The sequence below is a fragment of the Paenibacillus sp. 453mf genome (assembly GCF_900116105.1).
Lineage (GTDB): Bacteria > Bacillota > Bacilli > Paenibacillales > Paenibacillaceae > Paenibacillus > Paenibacillus provencensis.
In genome coordinates, this window is sequence record NZ_FPAC01000001.1 from 2,687,388 (window position 1) to 2,705,263 (window position 17,876).

The window sequence follows — 17,876 nt, forward strand, 5'->3', positions numbered from 1 at the left end:
TTAGCCCTCCTCTTTACCTACGAGAACACTTCCCAGCCTCACCCAGGTTGCACCTTCCTGAATCGCTATCTCAAAATCATTGGACATCCCCATCGACAAATCGGTCAACGGTTCATGGGTCAAGGCTTGTCTATTCAAGTCGTCTCTAAGTTCACGAAGTCCGCGAAATACGGGACGCGTCCGTTCCGCTTCTTCTTCAAAGGGGGCCATTGTCATAAGTCCGGCGACTTGAATATGATTAAATTCACGAATTTCTTTGAGTAGCGGAACGACTTGCTCTGGCTGAAGACCATATTTCGATTCTTCACCTGAGATATTAACCTGCAGCATACACTGTACCTTAAGGTCCAGCTGTGCCGCCTTCTTCTCGATCTCACGAGCGAGAGACAGTCTGTCTAATGAATGGATGTATGGAAATTTACCGATTACATCCTTAACTTTGTTCGTTTGCAAATGACCGATAAAATGCCATACACCCCGATGTCCGAGGGCTTTCCATTTCTCCTCGGCATTTTGCCATCGGTTCTCGCCAATATGTATCAGTCCGCTGCCAAGCACTTTCTCTGTCATTTCGACAGAGACATACTTGGTTACCGCGATTACATTGACACTATCTTTATTGCGGCCGCTTGCCTCGCAAGCAGCTTGGATGCGTTCATCCACATGCTGTATTCTCTCCTCCAGTGACAAGGAGGGTCACCTCTCTTCCAATCCAATCCAGCTTGCCATTCTGCCTGTAATGCCACCTTCCTTACGATAACTGAAGAAAAGTTCAGGGTGGCAGCTTGTACACCATGATGTACATTCGATATGATCCGGCAATATTCCTGCTTTCATCATAATGTGTCGATTGACTTCTTTCAAGTCGAGCATGCATTTTCCTTCTGGTGCAGGCTGATGTGCCTTCCTGTATGCAGAATCTTCATATTCATCTTTACCCTGTTCAAGTTCGTACAAAACCTTCACACGGTCCATCACATAATCATCAACCTCATAGCAGCAGCTTCCAATCGATGGGCCAATCGCCGTCAGTATATCACTCCGCTTACATCCATAATGCTCTTCCATCTGCTCAATCATACGTTCTGCAATCTTCTGAACCGTCCCCTTCCATCCGGCATGGGCCAAGCCAACCACTTCTTTGACCGGATCAAAGAAATACAGCGGAACACAATCCGCGTAAAATGAAGTCAGCAGCACACCGCGAACGTTCGTCAGTAATCCGTCTGTATCCTGGATCGCCGACTCGCGATCGAAGAAGCCCTTGCCTCGATCTGCTTCAGTTACAATGGCAATCTCGCTCTTATGTACTTGCTCGCCGCAAGTCCAAGCCTCTGGCGGTATTCCAATCTTCTCGGCAATGCGTCTGCGATTATTAATTACATCTTCAGGGTTGTCACCCACATGAAAAGCACAGTTGAGACTGCTGTATGGCGCATTTCCGACACCTCCAGCCCGGCTTGTATATCCCGTCATAAGTCCCTTACTCCTCGAATAGGAAGTCCAGGGCTCTATTGCAAACAGCTTCGGTCCACTGTCATTATCATTCAGCACAAAAGGTTCCATGCTTGTGTATCACCTCGTTCTTCGTTAGAAACATCTATACACCAGTGTACCAAAAAAACATCCCTTAGTCTCTTTAGTGGAGACTAGAAACCCTTTCGTTCTCCTTCACGCCGCTCAGTACGTTCGTTATATACATCCTCGGGCTTCGCTTCCTTCACTTCATCCATCTTCACTAGCACGACATCCGAACCGATCTTGACGATATTGCGCCAAGGGATAATCAGATCTGCTCCTCCTCCGAACAACCCCATGAATCGGCTGTAGCTCGGTACAACAATGGCCTCAATGCGCCCTTGCCGAAGGTCCAGCTCAAGATCACTGATCTGACCCAGTCTTTTCCCATCCACAATATTAATGACATCCTTGGTTTGAAAATCCGATATTTTCATTGCTCTCACCGTCAGATCTCCTGAGCTCATCTTATCCTCACATCCCGCTCTTATGAATTGAATCCTTATATCAATATCAATATATGTTCTGAACGCCCAAAATGTCCTTTTTTTTATGAGAGCTTGGTCACTCCGGACAATAATAAAACCTCTAGTTCCGCGCTGCTTACGCGAAAGTAGAGGTTATTTTGAATGATGATGCACCACTAACCATGTTTGAATCAAGATCTTATTTCTTCGGTTTAGATTTTAACGTGTTTTTGCATTTGCTGAATGGCTGATTTTTCAAGTCTTGATACCTGCGCCTGGGAAATACCGATCTCATCAGCCACTTCCATCTGAGTCTTTCCTTCGAAAAAGCGCATGGATAGAATCATCTTTTCCCGCTGCCCAAGCCGCTGCATTGCTTCCCTAAGCGCGATCTCCTCGATCCACGACACATCCTTGTTCTTGTCGTCACTGATCTGGTCCATTACATAGATCGGGTCACCACCGTCATGATATATCGGCTCAAACAAGGACACTGGGTCCTGAATCGCATCAAGTGCGAATACAACATCCTCTTTAGGCACATTGAGCACTTCGGAAATTTCAAAAATGGTCGGCTCACGCGAGTTCATATTGGTCAGAGCATCTCTGACCTGCAATGCCTTATATGCAATATCCCGGAGGGATCTGGAAACTCGAATCGGGTTGTTATCCCGCAGGTATCTTCGAATTTCACCGATAATCATCGGTACTGCATAGGTGGAGAACTTTACATTTTGAGACAAATCAAAGTTATCAATGGCTTTCATGAGGCCTATACAGCCAACCTGGAATAAATCGTCAACGAATTCTCCCCGGTTATTGAAACGTTGAATGACGCTGAGCACGAGGCGCAGGTTCCCATTCACTAATTTCTCTCTAGCTGAGCGCTCATTATTTTGCTGAAGATTCGTAAATAACTCACGCATTTCTACGTTGGTTAGGACCGGCAGTTTCGACGTATCCACGCCACAAATCTCGACTTTATTACGGGTCATCGTGATTTACCTCCCAAGGAGAAACATTAATGTACATTATCTCCGGGAGAGGTATTTTTATTCCATTTCCATGAGCTTACCAGTTATACCCAAGACTTGATTTTACACCATTTTGTTGAACTCCTTGCGCAGTCGCTTAATGATTCGTTTTTCAAGTCTGGAGATGTAAGACTGGGAGATGCCCAGCATGTCTGCGACATCTTTCTGGGTCTTCTCTTCCCCATCCTGAAGACCGAAACGAAGCTCCATTATCATCCGTTCCCGTTCCGTCAGCTTGTCTAATGCTTTGTGCAGCAGCTTGCGGTCGACCTGTTCCTCTATATTGCGATAGATCGTATCATTCTCCGTACCGAGCACATCAGACAAGAGCAGCTCATTGCCATCCCAATCAATATTAAGCGGCTCATCAAAAGAAACCTCGGTTCGTATCTTGCTATTGCGGCGAAGATACATTAGTATTTCGTTCTCGATACAACGAGACGCATAGGTTGCCAGCTTGATTTTTTTCTCCGGATCAAAAGTGTTCACGGCTTTAATTAAACCGATCGCACCGATCGAGATCAAATCTTCAATGTTAATACCCGTGTTCTCAAATTTGCGGGCAATGTAGACGACAAGTCTGATGTTGCGCTCGATCAGCATCGCCCGAATGGCTGGATCTCCCGTCTTCAGCTTTTGCAACAAATAATCTTCTTCTTCCCGAGTCAGTGGCGGCGGGAGAGCTTCACTCCCCCCAATATAGTATATCTCCTCACTCTTCAGCCCGAACAAAAACAGGAACCGGTAATACTGAAGCTGTGCGGCGAGTTTCCATTTCACAAGCATGTACGCTTCCTCCTATACCACGTTCAGCGGCTTTTCTGTTTGACTGGATGATGGTTTGACAATGGGGTCCTGCACATATTCCGGATGAATGATCGCCCTGTATTTCCCTTCAGATGAGAGCGTTCCACCATCAAGACCGATCAGTGTGCGAGCCGGAGTATAGCACGTCCCATTCATCTTGATCATGACCGAGTCGGGTTTAATTGCAAGCATAAACGACGTTCCTTTATTGATTCCCCGGAAGGGGATAAGCCTTAATCGATCCTGCCATTCGAATCCATCGCCCAGCTCCATAACAAGCTGATCAGCGGGAACCTGTGATATCCTTCCTTTCCAAGTCTCCGGCAGGTAAGAATCCCATAACGTGGCTTCCATGACCATGACTGGCGTTCGGGTCAACGGATCTGTGAGCTGATTGCCTGTATCCACAAGTCCCGTGCAGCTCACTTCGACTTCCCCAATGCGTACGTTTACTTCACCGAAAAACACTGTCATTTGATCTGCTTTTTTCTTGCTCTTATGAACCGCTCTAAAGATGAATAGAACACAAAAGAAGACAATAAACATAAACCAGAACCCTATTTGCAGTTCAAACGACACGCCGCCAGTTGTAGTGAACAATATTCCATTGAATAACTCACCTGAGCTTTGGAGTAAATAATGCAACCCGAGTATACCGCCTGCAGCCACAAAATTGATTACGTAAAAGGAACCTATCGTCTTCATGAAGCTCTGCAGGCTATGGAATCCGAAGGAGGTCCAAATCATCAATAATGACAAGCCGAACTTAATGAGAAAGGTGTACAAAAAGGTAAGCTCGGGTACGAACATCATGACAACATAAAGCGCTCCAATGACCGCAGCAATAACCATTCGCCACCACTTTGGCCTCTGACGCTGCATCCAAGCTGTTAAGAATAACAGAACCCAGTCAATCAGCAGGTTGGTCAGAAAAATCAAGTCGATGTATACAACCAGTTTTTCTCACCACCCTTATCTTATATCTTCGAATCAAAGAATATAACCAGTATAAGGAGGGAGACTTTCAAAGTCTGTCTAAACTTGGGAGGAGGATTGCAACTTTTTTTGTCGGATTTTTCAACTTATTCAAAGTGGGAGTGACAGGAAACAAAAAAAATGCAGCCTTATGCAGGCTGCATTAATGAATCGTATTATTCGTTGCTATTGCCGTTGTTTCTAGTGCGATTCCGCAGGAACGTCGGAATATCCAATTGATCAGAGCTAGGCTGATTACCAAATGGCTTCAGGTTAGTAGAACGATTCTCCTGCGCTTCCGGCTGAGAAGGCTTGCGTGCAGGCGGTGCAGCTGCAGCAGGCTTATTCTCGAATCCTGTCGCAATAACCGTAACCTTAATTTCTTCCTTCAAATTCTCATCGATAATGGCACCAAAGATCATGTTCACTTCTGGGTCCGATGCAGAGGTTACAATCTCGGCTGCTTCATTCACTTCGTAAAGTGACAGGTTAGCCCCACCTGTTATGTTCATGATTACACCGCGAGCCCCTTCAATGGAGGTTTCAAGCAGCGGACTCATGATGGCTTTGCGGGCAGCCTCAGCTGCTCTGTTCTCACCTGTTGCCATTCCAATTCCCATCAAGGCTGAGCCGCGTTCAGTCATAATCGTCTTCACATCAGCAAAGTCAAGGTTTATCAATCCAGGAACAGCGATAAGGTCGGAAATACCTTGTACCGCTTGGCGAAGTACGTTGTCTGCTTCACGGAAGGCTTCCAACATAGGAGTCTTCTTATCCACAATCTCAAGCAAGCGATCATTCGGAATAACGATCAGCGTATCCACTTTTTCTTTCAGCGCTTCTATACCATGCTCTGCTTGATTGGAACGCTTGCGTCCTTCAAACGTAAACGGGCGAGTAACCACACCCACCGTTAGTGCTCCACATTCTTTGGCGATCTCTGCGATCACAGGAGCTGCACCCGTTCCTGTACCTCCGCCCATACCTGCCGTCACGAATACCATATCCGCGCCTTTAAGTGTGTTAGCGATAAGGTCACGAGATTCCTCGGCTGCCTTCTTACCAACTTCAGGATTAGCACCAGCACCAAGCCCTCTTGTCAGCTTATCGCCGATTTGCAGTTTGTGTTCAGAACGGGCAAGATGCAATGCTTGAGCATCCGTATTCACCGTAATGAATTCAACTCCCTGCACACCATTCTCAATCATTCGGTTCACAGCGTTGCTTCCGCCGCCACCGACACCTATTACTTTTATCTGAGCCAAGCTCTCCATCTCGAAATCAAATTCCAACATACTTTTCCATCTCCCCCTCATGTGTGCATGGATGGCTCGTCCACTTATCAAAAATGAATCTGTCCATTTCATATATCGACGAACAGTCTATATCAATTCACTGAACATATTTTTTATGCGTTCGAAAAACCCCGGTTTATGTTCTTCTTCCGGAGCCGGATTCGGCTTAACACGATTCGTAGGTTTCTTGTTATTGCTTCCTCCGCCGCTCGTTGGTGCTGCGGGTCTGATTTTAGCACTGCGGATCACGTTATGCAAGATGCCCACACCGCTAGTATAACCCGGGTCGCGCACCCCGATAAAGTCTGGTACAGCCACTCTTACTGAAGCCGCAAGCTCATGTCTAGCAACTTGCAAGACACCCGGCATAGCCACCGTACCGCCCGTTAATATATAACCTCCAGGAAGCTCCGTGTAACCGAGTCTCTTCATTTCCTGATGAATCATCTGGAATATCTCTTGCACACGAGGTTCAATAATGGCTGCCAGATCTTCCTGAGTAAACTCCTTATCCACATTGCTGCCGATCCGAGTTACTTTGAATACGACATCTCTGGCTGCATCATCAAGCCAAGCACATCCATACTTCAGCTTTACTTTCTCTGCTTGTTCAGTCAATGTACGGAGACCGTAAGCAATATCATTGGTTACAAACTCTCCTCCGATCGGAAGTGTAGAAGTGGCGACAATCGAGCCTTCCTCAAACACCGCAATCGTAGTCGAGCCTGCACCGATATCGATCAGTACAGATCCCATACCCTTTTCATCTTTGGACAGAGACAGCAGCCCTGCTCCGAGAGACATGAGTACAAGGTCCTTCACTTTCAGACCCGACTTCTCTACGCAGCGAAGCAAGTTATGTATGGCGGTCTTGGCACCTGTAATAATCGTCGCTTCAACCTCAAGTCTTACACCGATCATGCCGCGCGGATCCTGAATGCCTTCAAGACCGTCCACAACGTACTGTCTTGCCACTACATCGATGATCTCACGTTCCGGCGGAATAGCAATCACTTCAGCCGCTTTCAACACCCGTTCCATGTCTTCTTCACCGATCTCACGGTCTTCATTCGATACTGCCACAACGCCGTGACTTGTCATAAGTCCGATATGATTTCCGGAGATACCGACATATACTTCGGATATTTGAATACCAACCATACGCTCCGCATGATCTACTGCATTACGGATGGACTGTACAGTTTGGTCAATGTCTACAATTGATCCCTTACGAATCCCCTCTGAGTCGGCAGATCCAACTCCAATAATATTAAAGGTTCCATTATTAATTTCCCCAATAATAGCTCGAACTTTGGATGTACCGATGTCCAAACTAACAATGATGTCATTGTTGCTCAAGTCTGTGGCACCTCCTGACTCCGATAGTAATATACGTTCTCAAGTTACAACACTCTCTACATATTCAACACGTTTAAGGCTTTCCCTCTTTTTTCTACAAATTTTTTAGGTGCCACCATCTTAGGTGTAATTATGAACTTTACGCTTGTTTTCAAGCCTAATAGCTGCATGATTCACTCTCTTATATGTCTATATCTGTTAACGGTATAAACCGTCTCGATGATTCTATTAAATTATGAAGAAAAAAGAAGGATACGTTAGCAAGATGCACATAGCTTAAAGTGTAACATTTTTTTAATCAATCAGAAAGTGCTATCTTCATAGGCTGTCAATTCAATTAATTTAGGGTGTGCTTCCCGCCTCGTCTTCTCCTGTTTCCTCTTCGTCCGGCTGAAACGGTTCATAGGAATCGGCCTCCAGCATTATGATAAGACCGGGTTCTTCTGTTTCAATGACTTGGTTTAGATAACTCACCTTATCTCCAAGCAAAGAAATCGTTGTAATGACCTCAAACTGCGATTTGGTATACAGCTTGATCCGGTCGGGAAACGAAGGTGTTGGCGAAGGGAGAATCTCCGAAATATCTGTTGTCAGCTCATTCGGAATTTCTTTGAGCACATTAGAGAGCTCTGTCTTCAGCGGATCGTCTGCTTTCCACTGGGTAAGAATCGGTTTTTCCACTGCAATGCCTCTTCCCTCCAGATTGACGCTGGTACCGCTGGATAGTATGGCTTGAATTTGACCGTCTGACGCTAATTCATAGGCCACAGTATCATATTCTTTAACATGTATGGATATCTTGCCAGGGAACTGCTTGTCCACCGTTGCTTCAGAAATAAGAGGACTGTCCTCCAGCACCCCTTCAATATCAGATGCATCGGCACCGAAAAAAGGACTACCTACCTCTAGACCGCTCTTTAATAAAATTTCTTCTCTAGTACTAAACACATTCCCTTCTATCTGAAACTGGGAAATTTTGCTCACGGGAGATCTAAAAAAGATAACAGCAAAAATAACGGTAAATAACAACACCAAAATAAAGATGATTTTCCGGCTTGTTTTCATTTTTGGCGTGCTCTCTTTTTTGAGAGCTGGAATTTGACCTTTTGGCATTGACGTTCGCTCCATAAAAGCCTTAAGGTCCCCTCCAAAAAGAGGGGACTTTCAGGGCAATATTGTGCTTAAATCTGATTTAGCATGAATATACTTGAATATAATCACCATGAAGGTATTCGAATCTACGGCGCAACGAAACTTACGGGCTGGCGTTCTACAAAAGCACCCAGGGACTGAAATAATTGTTCAATCCGGTCGTATCCGCGATCGATATGGTGTACCTGCTCCACCACCGTTTTGCCCTGCGCTGCCAATCCCGCTATGACCAGTGCTGCACCTGCTCGCAAATCTGTAGCTTCTACCGTTGCCCCATACAAACGAGGCACGCCGCGGATAAATGCGGTGTTCAAATCCACTGAAATATCGGCTCCCATCACGTTAAGCTCATCCACATGCTTGAATCTGGCCTCGAAGACTGTTTCCTTCATAATACTGAATCCATCTGCCAAACTAAGCAGAACCATAACCTGTGATTGAAGATCTGTTGGAAATGATGGATAAGGTGACGTAACGATACGATCGACTGCCTTGGGTCTTCCCATGCAGCTCACGGTTATTATATCATTGCATACACTTGTTTGAACACCGGCTCGCTTCAGCACGTGTATAAGCGAAGTGAGGTGTGCTGGATTGCTGCGCGTTAATGTAACATTGCCCCGTGTTGCAGCCGCAGCAATCAGCACAGTACCTGCCACGATTCGATCGGGAATAATCTCATACGTGCAGGAAGTCAACCGATCAACCCCATGAATGGTAATTGTACTCGTGCCTGCTCCAATAATATGAGCGCCCATCGCATTGAGGAAATTTTGAAGATCCTGAATTTCAGGCTCTCTAGCCGCATTTGTGATTGTCGTTGTGCCGGAAGCCGTTACTGCAGCCATCATGATATTCTCTGTTGCACCTACGCTTGGAAAATCAAGCTGAATATCTGCACCAATCAGTTTCTTCGCACGACAAGTAATCTGTGAATCCTTCTCCTCAATAACAGCTCCAAGTGCTTCGAGACCCCTCAAATGGAGATCAATCTTGCGTTCTCCGATTGCGCAGCCACCTGGCTGATAAATTGACACTTCGCCAAATCTCGCCAGCAGCGGACCCATCAGGAAAATAGATGAGCGCATTTTGTTCATCAAATCTTCCGGAACTCTTGATGAGCTAACCAAAGAAGTATCGAGCGTTACAATACCTTGTTCATGTCTCGTATTGCAGCCGAGCCTTTCCAGGATTTGCAGCATTACTTCAATGTCGAGCAAGTGAGGAACATTGTGAAGCTCGGTGTTCCCTTCCGCCAGCAGGCTTGCCGCCATGATGGGCAATGCAGCATTTTTCGCTCCGTGGATACGTATGGATCCTGATAGGGGGTTCCCGCCTTCAATCACCAATTTGTCCAAGTGTATCACCTCCGAGTTTACCGCTCCCCTGACTATTAACGCCTATAAATTCTCTTGCGCACACCGTCCGATTAATATGCGTTTTGATTAGGCAGTTATAGGGAATGAACGTCCTTAAGCGGATAAGAAATTTTGTTGTAACACACTGTGGACTTTTCTTAGCCCAGAGTGATTGTCACATTTGATAAGGTATCTTATGTAAAGAGGCCTCTGTGTGTGACAATCGCCCACTGGACTGTTTCTTGCGTATCCATGAAAACGTTAGGTTTATTTCTTAACAATCCTTCTCATCTCCGCGACAAGTACAGCCGCTGAATCAGGCTTCCCGAGTTGCTTAGAGATGCTGGACATTGAGCGCTTGCGGCCCTCATCGCCGATGATGGCCTCAATCGAATGGAACAGGGTATCTCCGTTCATATCCTTCTCCAGAAGCACATGCGCCGCTCCAGCCTTCTCTAGCGCCCTTGCATTGGCCTCCTGATGGTTGTTTGTTACATTCGGAGACGGAATCAGAATAGCCGGTATGCCAAGGGATGTAATCTCGGCAAGAAAGGAGGCCCCTGCCCGACTCACAATCAGCGAGGTTGCTGCAAGAACCTCAGGCATATTATTCACATATGGCAAAATGTGCATATGGCTTGGAATGTTACCCAAACGTTTTTTCACAGCCTGAAGTGTAGATTCGTAATAGGAATCTCCCGTAACATATACCATATGGACGTCCTTAAGCTCTGATACACGTTCACTCATGTCGATCATAGCCTCATTGATCGCTTTCGCTCCCCGGCTTCCGCCTACGACAAGCACTACCTTACTGCCCATTGGAACCCCGAGCGAAGCAAATCCGCGTTCGCGGCTCGCATGTTGCACGGTAGTCGCACGCGGATTGCCTGTGTAGATTACATTTTTCACACCGGGAAAGTGCTTCTCTGAGCCCTCAAAGCTTACAGCTACGGTATCCACATAACGGCTCAGAAATTTATTGGTCAAACCTGGAATCGCGTTCTGCTCATGAATAATGCTCGGAATGCCGAGCTTCGCTGCGGCATAGACAACGGGACCACACACATATCCTCCTGTGCCTATCACCACATCGGGTTTGAACTCTCGCAGCAGTTTCTTGGATGTGCGAACCCCCTGCAAAAAGCGGATTATGGTTCTTACATTGTCCATCGACAGCTTACGGCGAAAACCAGTAATATCAATGGATTCAAACCGAAGCTTTTCCTCGGGAACGAGTTTGCTCTCCAGTCCCCTTTTCCCCCCTATATATAAAAACTCAGCGTTCTTGTCCTCAGACTCCAGCTGCCTTGCGACAGCGACAGCCGGATAAATATGTCCGCCTGTCCCGCCGCCTGTAAGTACAACGCGCATATAAGTCACCTCGCATAACGTGATAAATTAAGTAGTATTCCCAGTGCTGTAAGCATCAGCGTCAGAGATGAGCCCCCATAACTGATTAAGGGAAGTGTGATTCCCGTTACCGGCATAAGGCCGATAACAACTCCAATGTTAATCACAACCTGTACGGCAACCATACCAACGATCCCCACGCCCAGCAAGCTTCCGAACGCATCCGGCACCGTCATCGCTACCCGCATCCCTCTCCATACCAGCAGCAGGAAGAGCAGTATTACAATCAAGCCACCAATAAAACCGAGCTCTTCGGCCAATATGGAAAATATAAAATCGGTCTGCGGCTCAGGCACATAGCTGTATTTCTGCCTGCTCATGCCAAGACCAAGTCCTCCAAGTCCCCCTGGACCGATCGCATATAACGACTGAATAATTTGATAGCCTGTACCCAGCGGATCAGACCACGGGTCCAGGAATCCGGTAATACGTCTTAGACGATAAGGAGCTGCGAGAATCAAGCCGGCAAAACCCAATACACCGCCAAGCGCCAGGAACATTAGATGCTTCATCCTTGCCCCTGCCGTAAATATGATCAGCATTGATGCGCCAAGCATAACAGCACCCGTTCCCAGGTCCGGCTGAAGCATAATAAGGCCAAAAGCAAGGCCAATAAGACCTAGCGGAGGAAGTAAGCCGGTAGTGAAGTTTTTAATAGCGGCAGGATCCTTGCTGAGCCATTTAGCCAGGAACAGGATCATGCCAAGCTTCATAAACTCGGAGGGCTGAATACCGAACGAACTAATGCCGAGCCAGCTCCTTGCGCCGCCACGAACGACGCCGATGCCTGGTATCAGTACGATGATGAGTAGAATAAAGCAGAGGATGAGTACAAACTTTGCGTAGTTGCGCCATATCCGATAATCCACATTTGCCGTAAAGAACATGGCGAATAGCCCAAGCCCCGCGAACAGCAGCTGCCTCTTCACAAAATAGAAAGAGTCGCCGTGTTCACGAAAGGCAAGGACGGCACCTGCACTGTATACCATCACGATTCCGATGGAGAGCAGCGACACAATGCAGATAACGAGCCACAAATCAGGCGCCGGTCGGGTCTGTTTCATTAGGAGGCCACCTCTTACATTAGTAGTAGGGGCTTATCCACCCCCCTACTTACAGATTATGCACCGCCTCTTTAAAAATGCGTCCACGCTCTTCATAGGAGCTAAACATATCCCAGCTTGCGCATGCAGGAGATAACAGAACGACATCACCCGATTGTGCAAGCTCGGAAGCATATTTAACCGCTTCGACAAGCGCTGCGGCGGCATCCTCCCCATTATCGACAATCCGAATATCCTTTAGTCCGGCAAGTTTCGCAACCTCAGAAAGTTTATCTTTGGTCTGCCCCAGCAAAACGACAGCTTTTACTCTCTCTTTGAACACTTCCAGCAGATCCATATAATCGGATCCACGGTCAAGTCCCCCTGCAATCAGCACGATAGGCTCTTTGAATGAGGTAAGCGCCATCAGCGTAGCCTTCGCATTCGTCGCCTTGGAATTGTTGTAGTATGCTGCACCCGCATGGTTCCGTACATATTCCAAACGGTGCTCCACACCGTGGAAAGTCGAGAGAGAAGTCGAAAGTGCTGTAGGAGCCGCACCCGCTGCTAACGCAATAGCACAAGCTGCCAGCGCATTATCGACGTTAAACCGGCCCGGAAGTCCAATCTCATTGACAGGAATAATAGGATGGATACCTCCATCCATATCACGGTACATGACTGTTCTCTCAATGTCATCTTCTACGTCCGGTATGTAAGGAGGGTCTGCGTATACACCGGCTTGCAGTGTTTCTGTCAGTGAGAATGGCAGGATTCTGCCTTTAATATAAGGCACAAGCTGTCTGCATACGGGATCATCCCAGTTGATAACCGCATAGTCCTCAGCTGTTTGATTGTTAAACAGTTTAGCTTTGGAAGCAATGTAGTCCTCCATCCCGCCATGATAATCAAGATGTGTCTCTGAAACGTTCAGCAGGCAGCTGACCGCAGGACGAAAATCCGTCGTTCCTTTGAGCTGGAAGCTGCTAAGCTCAACCACCATGATATCGTCTTTCTTTGCTGCTTGCGCTGCCTCGGATAACGGAGTACCAATATTGCCGGCAACAATGGGAGACAAACCAGCATGCTCGAGCATAAGCCCTACCCATGTCGTTGTTGTTGTTTTACCATTAGAGCCTGTAATACCAATGATAGGCGCTTTGCAAATATGATAAGCCACTTCAACTTCAGTGACGACTTCGATGCCCAGCTCCAGCGCTTTTTGAATCGGAGCAACCTTATAGGGTATCCCCGGATTCTTGACCAGAAGCTGCACCCCAGGATGAATCAGGTCATCAGGGTGTCCTCCGCATATAACAGAAATTTCCAAAGCCTCCAGTTCGGATGCTTCGGGACACTGTGCTCTGTCCTTCTGATCGTTAACGATAACATGGGCTCCAGCCTGATGCAGCACCTTAGCCACCTGTACGCCGCTCTTGGCTAGGCCAAGAACAACGACGTCCATTCCTTTATAACTCTCCGGATGATTCATGAACTACAACCCCTTGTTGATATAAAGTCCGAGACCAGCGAGCAGCAGTCCTACGGCCCAAAAAGTAATTACTACACGCCATTCAGACCATCCCGACAACTCAAAATGGTGATGAATCGGGCTCATTTTAAACACACGCTTGCCTCTTGTTTTGAAAGATACAACTTGAATAACGACAGACAGCATCTCAATAACGAATATACCGCCGATCACGAGGAACAAGAGCTCTGTCTTCGTGACAATTGCTATAGCTCCGATGGCTCCCCCGATCGCAAGTGAACCTGTATCCCCCATAAATACTTTGGCTGGATGCGCATTGTAGACAAGGAAGCCAAGTACTGCTCCAATCATCGCTGCTGCGCAAACGGCAGCTGGAAGTGAAGTAGCCTGCATCGCTACAATAGCAAACGCCCCAAAAGCAATGGCACTTACGCCGGATAAGAGTCCGTCCAGACCATCCGTGAAATTCACGGCATTACTTATAGCAAGCATCATAAGAACAATAAATGGATAGTAGAACCACGGTCCAAGGTCGAATGCCCAGGATGTTCCGGGCACTGCAATCTCCGTACTGTGACCATTCTGAATAAGCAAAAAGCACATAATTGCCGCAAATAGCAGCTGGCCAAACAGCTTCTGCCTTGCGGTTAGACCAAGTGAACGTTTAAACACAATTTTAATATAGTCATCCAGGAAACCGATCAAGCCAAAGCCTAAAGTTGCCACGATCAGCACATAAAAATCCGTATTCTTCGCAGGAGCAAACTTTAAGAAGGCAAGCGTAAAGGCAAGCACGATGACGACGCCGCCCATAGTCGGCGTACCCGATTTCTTAAGATGGCTCTGAGGTCCATCTTCTCTAACCTGCTGACCGAATTTCATACGGCGCAGGAGTGGTATCAGAATCGGTGCAGCAATCACCGCTAGGATGAATGATACACCGATCGTTAGCAGCATTAATTGAAAATCCATGATAACACCTCTCTAGTCAACTTCGATCTGTAATGGTTCATTGATTAGTGCGTTAGCAACTTCCTCCAGCTTCATGCCCCTGGAAGCCTTGACAAGAACAACATCCTTCGGTGTCATTGTTGCCTTCAAATGGGCAGTTAAAGCAGCCTTATCCTCAAAAGCAAACACCGCATGGTTCGGCATATTTAGTAACGCGCCTTTCGCGATGTTCGAAGACAAGGAACCATATGTGAATACCAGATCAAGCTTGGCCGGTGTCAGATAGTGTCCAATCTCCTCATGAAGCTCTTCTTCTCTTGGTCCAAGCTCCAGCATATCTCCAAGGACAGCCGCTTTGCGTTCATAGCCTGCAAGTCCGCTAAGTGCGTCAATAGCAGCCTTCATCGCCGTCGGGCTTGCATTATATGCATCGTTCAGCACCGTAATTCCACTGACGCCCTTGGTAACTTCGATGCGCATTCCCGTCAGCTTCACTTCCCCCAAACCTTTGCGCATATCATCATGAGATACGCCATAATGCCTTGCGACGGCAAGCGCAGCTAGTGAGTTAACCACATTATGATGACCTATAAGCGGTATTTGCATTGCCTCCTCGCCTGAGGAAACCGAAGTAAAGATCATCCCCCCGGCATGATTCGTAATTCCCGTCGGGAAATCATTGTTTGTCTGATTCATTCCAAACGTAAATCGTTTGAATTCCTTCGGCTTCTTCGTAGTCGGCTCGGCAAGAACACGGTCAGCAAGTGAATCATCACCATTGTAGATGAGCAAACCGTCGTTCTTCAGTCCGCTTACGATTTCGAGCTTGGCACGTGCGATTTCCTCCCTGGAACCGAGCTGCAGCAAATGAGCTTCTCCGATGTTCGTAATGACCGCAACATCAGGACGTGCAATTTCCGCCAGTCTCTCGATTTCATGTCGACTGCTCATTCCCATTTCCAGGACTGCAATCTGCGTATCTTGAGGCATGTCAAGTATCGTTAGCGGCAGACCAATATGATTATTGAAATTCCCTTGTGTCTTATGCACCTTATAGGTGGTGGATAATAGTGAGTACACCATATCCTTGGTGGTTGTCTTGCCGTTGCTCCCCGTAATTGCCACTACGGATGCTCCACTTTCCCTCAAATATGCCGCAGATAACTCCTGCAGTGCAAGAAGGGAATCCTCTACAACAATAACCGGCCCTTCAGGAGGTGTACCATGATCCTTCTGCCACATGATACCGACCGCACCAGCAGCCAGACACTCTGCAGCATACTCATGCCCGTCAAAACGTTCACCAGCCAAAGGAACAAACAACCGTCCTTCAGCAGGCATCCGTGAGTCTGTATATACACCATTTATATTCAATTCACTGTCTTGATCTCTCAAGAGTGTGCCGCCGCACATCTGTGCAATTTGATATAACGTTCTTTTTATCACTTTGCTATGCCCCTTATCGCTTCTTTCGCCACCAGACGATCATCGAAATCCGTTTTTGTCGTTCCCAGAATTTGATACGTCTCATGACCTTTACCCGCAATCAATACTACATCGCCAGAGCTTGCCTGCTCAATAGCACGATGAATAGCCGCCTTTCGATCCACGATAAGCTCGTATTTATCAGGCTGGGTGCCGACGTCGATCAGTCCTTGTTTAATATCTTCAAGAATGGCATCCGGATTCTCTGTACGGGGATTATCGGAGGTAACAAATACCTTGTCACTGTATTTAGCAGCAATCTGCCCCATAATCGGACGCTTTGTACGGTCACGATCTCCCCCGCATCCAAAGACGCAGAGCACTCTCTGTTCAGCAAACTCATTGACGGTTCGAAGCACATTTTCAAGTCCATCCGGTGTGTGGGCATAGTCAACGATAACTGCAAAGTCCTGACCGCACGCAACCGCTTCAACCCGTCCATCCACGCCCGGAATGGATTCAAGACTTTGTTTGATCGCTTCAAGTGAAATGCCTTCCAGAAGTGCAGCCGTTGTTGCAGCCAGTGCATTGTACACATTAAACTTGCCCACCATGCGAAGCTCAATATCTGTACTGCCCTTGAATGTATCTACATGGAAAAATGTGCCTTGTGCTGTGATCTTGATATGGGATGCTTTTACATCGGCTTCTGTATCAATGCCGTAAGTCACTACTTCCGCTGCTGTCAGGCTGGCAAAATACTTCGATGCCTCATCATCAGCGTTCAAGACTGCATATTTACGCTTCGAGATTTCCTCTGTAAACGCGTTGCCCAGTCTTGCAAACAAAAGTCCCTTGGCACTTCGATAGGATTCCATCGTGAGATGGTAATCCAAATGGTCCTGCGTAAGATTAGTGAAGACCGCTGTGCGGAAATCCGTACCCTTGACGCGTCCCTGTTCAAGCGCATGTGAGGAGACCTCCATAACACAGTTCTTAACCCCTTCCTGCACCATATGGTGAAGGCTGCGCTGCAAATCCAGCGCTTCCGGTGTCGTTCCTGACATAGGGAACTCTTTGCTTGCGTAACGCATTTGTATTGTACCGATGAGTCCTGTACTTTGGCCTGCATCGTTTAATATTTTCTCAATAAGATAAGACGTTGTCGTCTTGCCATTCGTACCGGTTACTCCGATCATGTTCAAGCGCTGGCTTGGCGATTCGAAATAATAATTTGAAAAGACGGCCATCGCTAAACGGCTGCTATTCACGATAATTTGAGGAACTGGAGCTTCGAGCTCTCGTTCAACAACAAGCGCAGCAGCTCCTTGATCCACCGCTGTCTGAGCGTAATCATGCCCATCTACCGTGTGACCAGGCAGACAAATAAACAGATCTCCTGTACCCACTTTTCTAGAATCTGTTTGTATTCCTGTAATCTCCGTATCCCCGTTGCCTACGACTCTACTTGTCTGCAGCAAGGAAGCAAATTGTTTTAAGAGCACATGTATTCCTTCTTTCCCTAAATTAAAACGTCATCCTTCCCTATTGTATCCGTTACCTAGCATTATGGTCCATAGGAAGCGA

16 protein-coding genes are annotated in these 17,876 nt (G+C 47.1%); all 16 read right to left on the reverse strand.

Annotation, left to right across the window (positions count from 1 at the left end):
- The 16 genes from BM415_RS12755 to BM415_RS12830 all read right to left on the reverse strand — a co-directional run bounded on the left by BM415_RS12755 (nucleotide 1) and on the right by BM415_RS12830 (nucleotide 17,794).
- Nucleotides 1–690 (reverse strand): YggS family pyridoxal phosphate-dependent enzyme, encoded by a 690-nt coding sequence (locus tag BM415_RS12755; RefSeq protein ID WP_091158514.1) that lies wholly within the window; start codon nucleotides 688–690, stop codon nucleotides 1–3.
- A gap of 6 nt (nucleotides 691–696) precedes the next feature.
- The gene (gene pgeF, locus BM415_RS12760; RefSeq protein ID WP_091158516.1) at nucleotides 697–1,566 is read right to left on the reverse strand and encodes a peptidoglycan editing factor PgeF; all 870 of its coding nucleotides are present in this window, start codon (nucleotides 1,564–1,566) and stop codon (nucleotides 697–699) included.
- 83 nt (nucleotides 1,567–1,649) lie between these two features.
- A complete protein-coding gene (locus BM415_RS12765) occupies nucleotides 1,650–1,985 on the reverse strand; it encodes a YlmC/YmxH family sporulation protein (RefSeq protein WP_091158517.1) in 336 nt (111 codons plus the stop codon).
- A gap of 212 nt (nucleotides 1,986–2,197) precedes the next feature.
- The gene (sigG, locus tag BM415_RS12770) at nucleotides 2,198–2,980 is read right to left on the reverse strand and encodes an RNA polymerase sporulation sigma factor SigG (protein WP_091158519.1); all 783 of its coding nucleotides are present in this window, start codon (nucleotides 2,978–2,980) and stop codon (nucleotides 2,198–2,200) included.
- Between the two features lie 102 nt (nucleotides 2,981–3,082).
- Nucleotides 3,083–3,805 carry an RNA polymerase sporulation sigma factor SigE gene (sigE, locus tag BM415_RS12775; protein WP_091158520.1) on the reverse strand — a complete coding sequence of 241 codons (723 nt, stop codon included), beginning with the start codon at nucleotides 3,803–3,805 and terminating at the stop codon, nucleotides 3,083–3,085.
- Nucleotides 3,806–3,817: 12 nt separating this feature from the next.
- Nucleotides 3,818–4,783 (reverse strand): sigma-E processing peptidase SpoIIGA, encoded by a 966-nt coding sequence (gene spoIIGA, locus BM415_RS12780; protein ID WP_091158522.1) that lies wholly within the window; start codon nucleotides 4,781–4,783, stop codon nucleotides 3,818–3,820.
- A 194-nt stretch (nucleotides 4,784–4,977) separates the two neighbouring features.
- Nucleotides 4,978–6,096 carry a cell division protein FtsZ gene (gene ftsZ / locus BM415_RS12785; RefSeq protein ID WP_091158523.1) on the reverse strand — a complete coding sequence of 373 codons (1,119 nt, stop codon included), beginning with the start codon at nucleotides 6,094–6,096 and terminating at the stop codon, nucleotides 4,978–4,980.
- A gap of 87 nt (nucleotides 6,097–6,183) precedes the next feature.
- Nucleotides 6,184–7,455, reverse strand: a complete 1,272-nt coding sequence (gene ftsA, locus BM415_RS12790) for a cell division protein FtsA (protein ID WP_091158525.1) — start codon at nucleotides 7,453–7,455, stop codon at nucleotides 6,184–6,186.
- A 342-nt stretch (nucleotides 7,456–7,797) separates the two neighbouring features.
- Entirely contained in the window at nucleotides 7,798–8,568 is a 771-nt protein-coding gene (locus BM415_RS12795; RefSeq protein WP_091158526.1) for a cell division protein FtsQ/DivIB, read from the reverse strand.
- A gap of 125 nt (nucleotides 8,569–8,693) precedes the next feature.
- Complete coding sequence (gene murA / locus BM415_RS12800) at nucleotides 8,694–9,965, reverse strand: UDP-N-acetylglucosamine 1-carboxyvinyltransferase (protein WP_091158528.1); 1,272 nt, start codon at nucleotides 9,963–9,965, stop codon at nucleotides 8,694–8,696.
- Between the two features lie 267 nt (nucleotides 9,966–10,232).
- Nucleotides 10,233–11,339, reverse strand: a complete 1,107-nt coding sequence (murG, locus tag BM415_RS12805) for an undecaprenyldiphospho-muramoylpentapeptide beta-N-acetylglucosaminyltransferase (RefSeq protein WP_091158529.1) — start codon at nucleotides 11,337–11,339, stop codon at nucleotides 10,233–10,235.
- 5 nt (nucleotides 11,340–11,344) lie between these two features.
- Nucleotides 11,345–12,442 (reverse strand): stage V sporulation protein E, encoded by a 1,098-nt coding sequence (gene spoVE, locus BM415_RS12810; RefSeq protein ID WP_091158531.1) that lies wholly within the window; start codon nucleotides 12,440–12,442, stop codon nucleotides 11,345–11,347.
- A 49-nt stretch (nucleotides 12,443–12,491) separates the two neighbouring features.
- A complete protein-coding gene (gene murD / locus BM415_RS12815) occupies nucleotides 12,492–13,913 on the reverse strand; it encodes a UDP-N-acetylmuramoyl-L-alanine--D-glutamate ligase (RefSeq protein ID WP_091158532.1) in 1,422 nt (473 codons plus the stop codon).
- A 3-nt stretch (nucleotides 13,914–13,916) separates the two neighbouring features.
- The gene (mraY, locus tag BM415_RS12820) at nucleotides 13,917–14,885 is read right to left on the reverse strand and encodes a phospho-N-acetylmuramoyl-pentapeptide-transferase (protein WP_091158534.1); all 969 of its coding nucleotides are present in this window, start codon (nucleotides 14,883–14,885) and stop codon (nucleotides 13,917–13,919) included.
- A gap of 12 nt (nucleotides 14,886–14,897) precedes the next feature.
- Complete coding sequence (gene murF, locus BM415_RS12825; protein ID WP_091159242.1) at nucleotides 14,898–16,307, reverse strand: UDP-N-acetylmuramoyl-tripeptide--D-alanyl-D-alanine ligase; 1,410 nt, start codon at nucleotides 16,305–16,307, stop codon at nucleotides 14,898–14,900.
- On the reverse strand, nucleotides 16,307–17,794 hold the full coding sequence (locus tag BM415_RS12830) for a UDP-N-acetylmuramoyl-L-alanyl-D-glutamate--2,6-diaminopimelate ligase (RefSeq protein ID WP_091158535.1): 1,488 nt from the start codon (nucleotides 17,792–17,794) through the stop codon (nucleotides 16,307–16,309). The genes murF and BM415_RS12830 overlap by 1 nt, the downstream gene beginning before the upstream one ends.
- Nucleotides 17,795–17,876 lie beyond the last annotated feature (82 nt).

Bases quoted from the DNA above. Each gene is read 5' to 3' on its own strand.
- pgeF (WP_091158516.1), bottom strand. From the start codon at position 1,566: ATGGAACCTTTTGTGCTGAATGATAATGACAGTGGACCGAAGCTGTTT.
- BM415_RS12765 (WP_091158517.1), bottom strand. From the start codon at position 1,985: ATGAGCTCAGGAGATCTGACGGTGAGAGCAATGAAAATATCGGATTTT.
- sigG (WP_091158519.1), bottom strand. From the start codon at position 2,980: ATGACCCGTAATAAAGTCGAGATTTGTGGCGTGGATACGTCGAAACTG.
- sigE (WP_091158520.1), bottom strand. From the start codon at position 3,805: ATGCTTGTGAAATGGAAACTCGCCGCACAGCTTCAGTATTACCGGTTC.
- ftsZ (WP_091158523.1), bottom strand. From the start codon at position 6,096: ATGTTGGAATTTGATTTCGAGATGGAGAGCTTGGCTCAGATAAAAGTA.
- BM415_RS12795 (WP_091158526.1), bottom strand. From the start codon at position 8,568: ATGCCAAAAGGTCAAATTCCAGCTCTCAAAAAAGAGAGCACGCCAAAA.
- murG (WP_091158529.1), bottom strand. From the start codon at position 11,339: ATGCGCGTTGTACTTACAGGCGGCGGGACAGGCGGACATATTTATCCG.
- spoVE (WP_091158531.1), bottom strand. From the start codon at position 12,442: ATGAAACAGACCCGACCGGCGCCTGATTTGTGGCTCGTTATCTGCATT.
- murD (WP_091158532.1), bottom strand. From the start codon at position 13,913: ATGAATCATCCGGAGAGTTATAAAGGAATGGACGTCGTTGTTCTTGGC.
- mraY (WP_091158534.1), bottom strand. From the start codon at position 14,885: ATGGATTTTCAATTAATGCTGCTAACGATCGGTGTATCATTCATCCTA.